Source organism: Coriobacteriia bacterium (assembly GCA_031292615.1).
Classification (GTDB): Bacteria; Actinomycetota; Coriobacteriia; order Anaerosomatales; family JAAXUF01; genus JARLGT01.
This window is the reverse complement of the sequence record JARLGT010000080.1, coordinates 1-9,338: the sequence shown is the minus strand read 5'-3', so window position 1 is coordinate 9,338 and position 9,338 is coordinate 1. Positions and strand designations below refer to the sequence as shown.

10 protein-coding genes are annotated in these 9,338 nt (G+C 65.9%); 9 read left to right on the top strand and 1 reads right to left on the bottom strand.

Annotated elements, in window-relative coordinates; translation table 11 throughout:
• A partial coding sequence (locus tag P4L93_07265) for an LON peptidase substrate-binding domain-containing protein (GenBank protein ID MDR3686736.1) occupies positions 1-781 on the bottom strand: 781 nt, incomplete at its 3' end.
• Between the two features lie 119 nt (positions 782-900).
• On the opposite strand from P4L93_07265, the gene P4L93_07260 reads away from it, so the two are divergent.
• The 9 genes from P4L93_07260 to P4L93_07220 form a co-directional block, all read left to right on the top strand.
• Positions 901-2,955, top strand: coding sequence for a hypothetical protein (locus P4L93_07260; protein ID MDR3686735.1), 2,055 nt, complete (start codon positions 901-903; stop codon positions 2,953-2,955).
• Positions 2,952-3,326 (top strand): hypothetical protein, encoded by a 375-nt coding sequence (locus P4L93_07255; protein ID MDR3686734.1) that lies wholly within the window; start codon positions 2,952-2,954, stop codon positions 3,324-3,326. Before P4L93_07260 ends, P4L93_07255 begins: the two co-directional genes overlap by 4 nt.
• Positions 3,327-3,386: 60 nt before the next feature.
• Positions 3,387-4,535 (top strand): PIN domain-containing protein, encoded by a 1,149-nt coding sequence (locus P4L93_07250; GenBank protein MDR3686733.1) that lies wholly within the window; start codon positions 3,387-3,389, stop codon positions 4,533-4,535.
• Between the two features lie 9 nt (positions 4,536-4,544).
• Positions 4,545-5,492, top strand: a complete 948-nt coding sequence (gene trxB, locus P4L93_07245; protein ID MDR3686732.1) for a thioredoxin-disulfide reductase — start codon at positions 4,545-4,547, stop codon at positions 5,490-5,492.
• Positions 5,493-5,520: 28 nt separating this feature from the next.
• The gene (trxA, locus tag P4L93_07240; GenBank protein MDR3686731.1) at positions 5,521-5,844 is read left to right on the top strand and encodes a thioredoxin; all 324 of its coding nucleotides are present in this window, start codon (positions 5,521-5,523) and stop codon (positions 5,842-5,844) included.
• Between the two features lie 107 nt (positions 5,845-5,951).
• A complete protein-coding gene (locus P4L93_07235) occupies positions 5,952-6,203 on the top strand; it encodes a hypothetical protein (GenBank protein MDR3686730.1) in 252 nt (83 codons plus the stop codon).
• Between the two features lie 304 nt (positions 6,204-6,507).
• On the top strand, positions 6,508-6,975 hold the full coding sequence (locus P4L93_07230) for a cytochrome c (GenBank protein ID MDR3686729.1): 468 nt from the start codon (positions 6,508-6,510) through the stop codon (positions 6,973-6,975).
• Positions 6,976-7,013: 38 nt separating this feature from the next.
• Positions 7,014-7,661 (top strand): hypothetical protein, encoded by a 648-nt coding sequence (locus P4L93_07225; GenBank protein ID MDR3686728.1) that lies wholly within the window; start codon positions 7,014-7,016, stop codon positions 7,659-7,661.
• Positions 7,658-9,338, top strand: a 1,681-nt coding sequence (locus P4L93_07220) for a carbamoyltransferase HypF (GenBank protein ID MDR3686727.1), incomplete at its 3' end; no start/stop codon positions are given. The genes P4L93_07225 and P4L93_07220, both read left to right, overlap by 4 nt.

Below are 9,338 nucleotides of genomic sequence, written 5' to 3'. Positions count from 1 at the left end.
TCTGCTCGGTGTACTCGTCGATCTCGGCCTGGACCTCGTCGTATTGGCCCAGCTCCTGTTGGATGGCTTTGAGCTGCTCGCGCAAGAAGTACTCGCGCTGAGTCTTGGTCATCTGCTCCTTGACGCGATTCTGGATCTTGCTGCCCAGCTCGAGTATCTCGAGCTCCTTCTTGAGGAAGCCGGAGGCCTTCTCGAGACGTTCGTGCGGCACCAGTGCGTCGAGAACCTCCTGCTTCTCCTCCACCTTCATGTTCAGGTGGAACGCGACGAAGTCGGCCAGGCGCCCGGGCTCGGCGATTGCCGAGGCAGCGACGATGACCTCCTGCGGAATCGGCTTGCCGAGCTCGGCGGCGTGCTCGAAGTCGCTGACCAGCGCGCGCATCAGCGCCTGAGTCTCGACGGTAGTGTCGCTCTCCTCCTCGATCAACTCCACGCGAACGAGAAAGAACGGCTCGGTCTGCACAAACTCGACGATGCGGAAGCGCTGCTGCCCCTCGACGAGCGCCTTGGCGGTCCCGTCGGGCAGCTTGAGCTCCTGCATGATCGAAGCGACGCAGCCGATATCGTGCAGATCCGCCGGACCCGGATCCTGCGTCTCGGCGATGCGCTGCGTGGACAGCGCGACCAGATGGTGCTCGCGCATGGCTTCTTCGAGCGCCTTGATCGAGCGCTCGCGCCCCACGAACAGCGGGACGACGAGGTCGGGAAAGACGATTAGATCCCGCAGCGGAATAAGCGGGAGCACATCTGGAATGGGAGGCTTGGTGCTTGCTTGCGACATGGCGGTCGTGAGTCCTTTCGAAGGCTTCATGCGATAATCATTTCTGCCCTATGGCAGTGGTCGGTACACGTACCTTGTCGCCGCAACCTGCGATGTTCCCCGAAGTCCGGAGCACACCTATGGCCTTGGCCCGCAGCGCTTCTCGCAGTCGCACCGCCCGAAATGTGGCGGCCGCGCTGGTGCTGTTGGCGCTCGGAGCGCTTGCTGGGGCCGCCTCGGCCGCGCCGAGCGCCCCAGCCCCGATCCCGGGACTCGCGATCTCGCTCGAGCAAAGTGCCGCGGCGATTCCGCTTGCTGGAACAATGGGCTTCACTGGAGTCATTCGCTTCCCGCAGGCCGCCTCCTCTGTCCGCGCGAGACTGCAAGTGCACCGAGCCAGCGGGAAACTCGTCTACCAGCGCACCCAGTACCTCGACACTGCCGTCGAGGGCACCCAGACGTTCTCGTTCTCACGGCCGCTCACAGGGCTGGGACTCGAGGCAGGCGTCTACCCAGCGACCTTCTCGATCCAGGCGAACATCAACGGCAGTGACATCACCACTCAGGTCGTCGTCCCGGTCCGCATCTACGACTCCGCTAAGCCGCCCATCACGGTCGTGGTCGTCGCCAAAGTTCACGCCCGTCCGATGGGCGACCCTTCGGGCAACTTCGGGATCGACCCCGCCGTGGCCACGTTGGCACGCGAGCAGATCGACCGCATCGCGACAATGGTCGCCGGCGACACATCCGCGCGAGTGACGCTCGCTATCGCACCAGTGACCCTTGAGGAGTGGCGTCGCATCGCAAGCGACGGCTACCGGCTTGCCAGCGGCACGGTGGTTCCCGCGAGCGACCCGGTTCCGCTCGCGTACGGCTCGACGCTCGCGCATCTGCAGCAGGCGATCGGTACCGGACGCCTCGAGCTCGTGACCATGGGCTACGTCGACCCGAACCTCGGCGACCTGTCCATCAACCGTATGAACGCCGACGCCGCAGTTCAGTACGACGCGGGGCTCTCGGCGTGCTTCTCGAGCATCCAGACGACGCCGTCAGTAGGCACCGTGCCTGCCGGCGGGACCGTCCCCGCCCCGATGCAAAGCGCCGTCGAGACGCGTGGCGTCACCTACGCAGTCACCGACTCCGAACTGACTCGGATCGGCAAGCGGCCCGTTGCCAGCGGTGCGTACCCGGTCGGCGGTGCGCAGCTGACGGCGCTCGTGGTCGACGCACAGGCCAGCCGAGGACTCGAGGCTGCCGACGCCTCCGCGACTCTGGCTCACACGTTCGGACGGCTTGGCACGCCCTCGGCGAACCAGCCACTCGTGGTGCGTATCGACCTGGATGACACGGTAAAGGACGCGACGGCAACCGTCGGATTGGCGCTCACAACCGTGGAGACGACGCCTTGGACCCGCCTGGCGCTGGGTGAGTCCGTGCACGCCCCCAAGGGTGCCCGTCCAGTCGACTTCTCGCCGACGGTCACCAAGAACGCCCCGGTCGGCTTCTGGGCCCGCGTGCGCAAGGCGCGCGCCGACGCCACTGGCCTTCTGGCGGTGCTCGGCCCCAACGACGATCAGGCAACCGTCGCGCAGACCAACTCGCTACTCGCCGAGTCCAGCACGTGGTCGGACCCGGCAGCCACATGGAAGCAGGCCGGAAGCGGGCTTGCCTTCGCCGGCGCGGCGGTTGATAGCGCCAACAGCCTGTTCAGCCAGATCAAGATGACCGCCGAAGCCGTTACGCTCGCCAACTCCACCGGTAACATCCCGGTCAACATCCAGAACGGCTCGAAGCAGACGCTCTCCGTCGTGCTGCTGTGCAAGACCGGCGGCGGTGTGCGTGTCGTGGGCCAGCGCCTCATCCCCACGAAGCTCGCACCGCGCGAGACGTTCGTGGAGATCCCCATCGACATGGGCTCGGCACTCTACGGCAAGCTCACCGTTCAGGTCATGGCGGGCAACGTGATCGTGACCAAGAAGACGATCGACGTCCGTCGCTCCTACCTCGACAGACTTGCGCTGATCGGCGGCATCGTCGTCATCTTGGGCGGCATGTTGATCTGGATCGTCTTGCGAGTGCGGAAGTCGCCCGACGTCGCGCAGACGCGCACCCGACCGATCTCGGATGCCGCCGATCAGGACGCGCGCTACACTGAGGCGGATCCTGATCGTTCGGAAGGACCGGACACCCCGTGAAGCGCGTGCTGATCATCATCTTCTGGCTGGCAGTCGTCGCACTGATCCTCAACGACGGCGGACGCTACGCCCAAGCGGTGATCGATCTTCACAGATCTACGGGGCAGGTGTTAGATTCGGCCGTGCTTGGGGCCCCCAAGGAGACTCAGGCTCAGCTCGGCGCACAGATCGGCGCCTTGGCCACGACGCAAGGCATCCGCGTCACACAGTTCGCAAGCGATCCGAGTGGCGTGACACTCTGGACCGAGGAAGACGTCCAGGGGACTTGGGTGATCGGCCCGTACGTTGCAATGTCGCACGGGGTACCCTTCCGACAGGCGTTGACGACGCCGATTGTAGTCAAGTACCAGGCGACCGAAGCGCTTCGATGATCTGGCCGGGGTTACCCTCGGCTTCCCGTTCGGACTCGACGCCCGAAAGGCGCAGTACCTATGACCAAAGTTGTGGTGCTCGACACCAACGTGTTGCTCGCCGACCCCAACGTGTTGCTGTCGTTCCCTCGTTGCGATGTAGTGCTGCCCGAGACGGTCCTGGGCGAGTTGGACAAGCTCAAGACCGCCCGCGTCGACCCAGACCTACGGTTCCGTGGTCGCGAGGTGAGCCGAATCCTCTTCGACCTGTCCGAGGAGGGCTCCCTGATCGACGGCGTCGAGCTGCCCGACGGGGGCACCCTTCGGGTCGCGCCGTTCGAGTCCGAGGGCCCGCTGCCCAACGGCTTGCAGACACGAAACGCCGACGACCGCATCCTCGCAACCGTGTTCCAGCTGCTCGACAACTACGGCGAGGACGCCGAGGTCACGCTGGTCACCAACGACCTCAACATGCTCCTCAAGGCCCAGACCCTCGGCATTCAGGTACAGCGTCACGGCGACGGGACCGAGGGCGGGTTCGCTCGGCGGTTCATCATCCGGCCATTCCAGCGCTATCGAGTGCCGCTCTCGATCTTGGCCGTGGCGCTCGCGGTGTTTGGCGGCGTCATCGTGCTCGTCGTCTGGGGACCCGGCGCGGTGCGCACCAGCAGCACTACGATCCCTCCCGAGTTCAGGACGCTTCTCACTCAATCACAGCAACAGGCCCTGACGTACTTGACCACGCTGCAGAGGAACCCCAACGACACGCAGTCTCTGCTGGGCATGGGCAACTTCTTCTTCGATCAAAATCGGCAAGCGCAGAATCAGGGCGATGCTGCGACGGCAATCGTCTATGGCCAGCAGGGACTGCCGTACTACGAGCAGTACCTGCACTTGGCACCGGCCGATCTCAACGCGCGCTCGGACTATGCGGCTTTGCTCTTCTATACCGGACAGGCAGACCGCGCGGTCCAAGAAGTCGCCACCGTTTTGCAGCAGGACCCCAACAACGTCAGCGCCAACTTCAACCTGGGGATCTTCTACTGGCAGGGCAACCGCCAGGACCTGAAGGGCGCGGCGAATCAGTTCAAGAAGGTCCAGAAGCTCGTTCAAAACAACCCGTCGCAGCAGCAGATCTACACGACCGCAGCGGCCGATCTGGATGCTATCCAGAAGCAGGCCGCGGCTACGGGTATCAAGATCGATACCACCTCGACAGTCGCTCCGTAGGAGACTCAGGTGACCCGAGAGCACATCCAGATCGCAATCATCGGCGGCGGACCCGGAGGTCTCGCCGCGGCGCTCTACGCGGCGCGTGGCCGAGCAAACACCGTTGTCTTCGAGCGCGGCATTCCCGGCGGCCAGATCATCACGACCGACTGGGTCGAGAACTACCCCGGCTTTCCGGGCGGGATCAACGGAGCCGAACTCGGCGACCTGATGACCAAGCAAGCCGAGGAGCATGGCGCCATCATCCGCACGTTCTCGCCCATCGAGTCGATCTCCAAGCTCGACAGCGGGCACTTCCTGCTTGACTGCGAAGACGAGCAGTTCGAGGCCGACGTCGTGATCGTGGCGACGGGAGCGGTGCCGCGAAAGCTGGGCATCCCGGGCGAGGCCGAGTTCACGGGCCGCGGTGTCTCGTGGTGCGCGACGTGCGACGGCGCGCTGTACAAGGAGAAGACGGTCGCAGTGATCGGCGGTGGCGACGCAGCAGTCGAAGAGGCGATGTTCCTGACCAAGTTCGCGGCCAAGGTCCACTTGATCCATCGCCGGGACGAGTTCCGCGCCACGAAGTGCATTCGCGAGCGCTGCCAGGTCAACCCCAAGATCGAGGAGCACCTCTCGCGCGTCCCGGTCGAGATTGTAGGCGGCGACGGCAAGGTAGCCGGCGTGCGGCTCGAGTCCACCAAGGGCGAGCCCGAGGAGTACCTGGCCCTCGACGGCGTCTTCATCTTCGTGGGCGTACACCCGGTCAACGAGCTCGTTCAGGGGCTTGTGGACCTCTCGCCCGCGGGCTACGTCCGAATCGATCACGACGGACGCACGAACGTGTCGGGTCTGTTCGCCGCCGGCGACGTGACCGACTCCGAGCTCAAGCAGGTAATCACCGCGGCTTCAAAGGGGGCCTCGGCGGCTTTTGAGGCTCTGAGGTATCTTGACGAGAACACCGAGTGCTCGCTCTAGAGCCCGGCATCCGAAGGGAGAACGTCGCATGGCAGATCTGACGCAGGTCACGGACGCGAACTTCGAGGCGACAGTAACCTCGAGCTCCAAGCCGTTCGTGCTCGACTTTTGGGCGCCGTGGTGCGGACCGTGCCGCATGATGGAGCCGGTCCTCAAGGAACTCGCCGAGGAGTACGAAGGCATCACCGTCGGCAAGCTCAACGTCGACGAGAATCCGGCAGTCGCCACCAAACACGACATCCTTTCGATCCCGACGCTGTTGGTGTTCGTTGACGGCCAGGTTGCCAAGAAGATCGTTGGCGCAATGCCTAAGAAGAAGCTCGTCGAGGAGTTGTCGGCCTGGGTCGGCTAGGCCCGCTTTTCGCATGGATTTGATGCGCGCCCGGACTTCTGCGGAAGGACCGGGCGTGCTACTATCGGCAGACTCGTGCTACCGGCAAGCAAGAGAAGGAGATCTCGATGTGTGAGACAGGCGTCAATGTAGGCCAGTTGAAGCTGGCCATCGGGCAGTCCGACGACGCGATCGCCGTCGTTCAGCAGTGGCTCGAGCAGCTCCACCACCTCGCCGATCACGGCAAGCGTGCCGAGGTCAGCACCGCGCTGGCACAGGCCGGCGTGCTTCTCGCCGATGCGCGTGGCCGGCTCGACGCGGCAATCGCCGACCTCGAGGGCAACTCGAGCGGCACCGAGACGACGGTCGAGCTGGTCTAGCTCGCGGCTGGAGTCGGCGGGGTGTAGCGCACGCCAAGCGGCACCGAACGACCCAGATCGAATCGCACACGCCCGGCTCTCCCCTTGACGACGCGCTGGTGGCTCGGCGGGGCCCGGCGACCGCCACGCCAAACGCCCGTGCCCACACCCACGTGCACGGGCACCAGGACGCTTGAGACCCCGGCGGCGCCTCGGCCGCTACGCCTCGCTGGAACGCGCGGTGGCTCGCCGTTCGCCCGATTCGAATACTTTGCCCGAGGGGAACCATCTGAGTTGCCTGTTCCCTGACCCAGGAGAGTTCGCGATGACCACCACGCGCGCTGCCACCTTTGTGCTCCTACTCGTACTCGCGATCACCGTCGTTGGCTGCTCGTCGCAGTCGACCGCCCCCCAGTCGACCACCACAAACGCGCCGTCGTCTACGAGCGGGTCCGCCGGATCCGCAGCACAGCTCGGCCAGCAGATCTTCTCGACCGGGAACGCCGCGGATGGCTCCGCGCTTCCGGTGACGTCTGGTGCGGGCGGGCCGTGCGCACGCTGCCACGGCAACGACGCGACGGGCATGGTCGGGCCCGACATCCGTTGGAGCGTCCTGACGGGCTCGGCGAGTTCATCGCACGCGCCGCGCTTCCCGCTGACGAGCGAGGCGCAGTTCGTCACAGCCGTAACGACCGGCCAGGCCGGTGGCAACGCCTTGCGCCCGATGATGCCGCACTACCAGCTCACTGCCGCGCAGTCCGCGGCCATCATCGCCTACCTCAAGACGCTGTGACGTCGGGCGGTTCGCGGCGGTCGCGCTACAATCAGCGCATGCCATCGGAGAACCCACACGCGCACGGCCAAGCGCCGAGCGACCAAGACGGACCCGTCTACTGGGAGTGCGCCACGTGCGGCTTCCTGTCGCACGATCCGGCGTTCGCCGACGTCAAGATGAAGTGCCCCGCGTGTGGCTCGGTAACCGGGGCTCGGCGCCTCTTCCCGCCCGACCGCCTCAGGCGCGTCGACGCGCGCATCCGTCGCTACGATGTTGATGGCGAGTCCGAGGTCGTCGTCATCCTGGCCGCCACCTTCCTCGAGTCGTTGCTCGAGGACATGCTTGCGCGAATCATGGCCGCCGAGGGTGCCAGCGTGAAGCTCCGAGCTGCCGTGCTCGACACGCTACGTTCCGTCGGCCAGCGCCTCGGCAAGCTGTTCCCCACGCTGACCGGCGTCCAGTTCGAAGATGCTGCCGCCGAGGCCGGCCTCCCCGAGTTCCCCCGGCGATGGCGCGCCCTTCGCAGCGAGCGCAACGCCTTCATCCACGACGCGGCGTTCGAGGGCGCGCGCGAGGAGCTAGGCGAAGCGAGCGCGAAAGAGGCGCTCGTGCTGCTCGATCAGGCCTACAAGCTCTTCGTGCGCATCAACAACCGGTTCGTGGCCGGCCAGCGTCACCGCCGAGACGGCGACGTCCGCTCGTGAAGGCGCTCTCGCTGCACGTGACCGGCATCGTGCAAGGCGTCGGCTTTCGCCCCTTCGTGTACAACCTCGCGCTCGAGCGCGGTCTGTCCGGCTGGGTTCTCAACGCCAGCGACGGCGTTTATGCCCTCGTCGAGGGTGACGACGCCGCTGTCGACGCCTTCCCTGACGAGATTCGCTACCTCGCTCCCACCATGGCAGTGGTCGAGCGCGTAGTCGCCGAGGAGGTCGAGCCCGAGGGTTTCCGCGGCTTCGAGATCCGCGAGTCGCGCGCCGAGGAAGGCGCGATGACGCTCGTCTCCCCCGACATCGCCACGTGCCCTGAGTGCCTCGCCGAGCTCTTCACGCCCGGCGACCGGCGTTACCGCTACCCGTTCATCAACTGCACCAACTGCGGCCCTCGCTTCACGATCATCGGCGACGTGCCCTACGACCGCCCGATGACCTCGATGCGCGACTTCCCCATGTGCCCCCAGTGTGCCGAGGAGTACGGTGATCCGCGCGATCGCCGCTTTCACGCTCAGCCCGACGCCTGCTTCATCTGTGGACCGCGGTTGTACCTGATGCCGTCCCCAGATGTCGAGCTGCCCCTGTTGGCCGACGAAAGCGACGAGATGGATAGCGCGTGGGTTTGGGCGCCCGAGTGCGAAGCCTCGCCCCGCCCGCACCGCGATCGTGATGCCGAAGCCTCACGCAGCGACGCGATCGTCGCCCGTGCCGCCGCGCTGCTCAAAGCCGGTCGCATTCTCGCAATCAAGGGTCTCGGCGGCTTCCACCTCGCGTGCGACGCAACCAACGCCGAGGCGGTCGCCCACCTGCGCGAACGCAAGCGCCGCTGGGGCAAGCCGCTCGCAGTCATGGTGCCCGACCTGACGGCCGCCGACCGCATCGCGCACGTTGGCCCGGAGGAAGCCGCGCTGCTGGCCGGTGTGGTGCGCCCGATCGTGCTGCTACGCCGCCGGCCCAACGACGGGCTGGCGCCGGCCATCGCAGACAACCTCGCCGAGCTCGGCGTCATGCTGCCGTACACGCCGCTCCACCACCTGCTACTCGCCGAGGTGGGCGGCCGTCCGCTGGTGATGACCAGCGGCAACCTCTCGGACGAGCCCATCGCGACCGACAACGCCGAGGCACTGACGCGCCTGGCCACCATCGCCGACGCCTTCCTGCTGCACGACCGCGCGATCCTGTCGCGCTACGACGACTCCGTCGTGCGCGTGGTCGACGGCCGCACCGAGCTGGTCCGTCGCAGCCGCGGTTACGCGCCGTTCCCGATCACGTTGCCATTCGAGACCGACACGGACATCCTCGCCGCAGGCCCCGAGCAGAAGAACACCTTCACGCTCCTGACCGGCAACTACGCGTTCGTCAGCCAGCACATCGGCGACATGGAGAACGCCGAAACGCTCGCCAGCTTCGAGTGTACCGTCAAACTCTACGAGAAGCTCTTCCGGATCGAGCCCGAGATCGTCGCCTACGACCTGCACCCCGAGTACCTCTCGAGCAAGTGGGCGCTGTCTCTACCGATCCCCAAGGTGGGCGTGCAGCACCATCACGCCCACATCGTCAGCGTCACAGCCGAGCACGGCATCGCCGAGAAGGTTGTCGGTGTGGCGTTTGACGGCACCGGCTACGGCGAGGACGGCCACATCTGGGGCGGCGAGATCCTCATCGCAGACT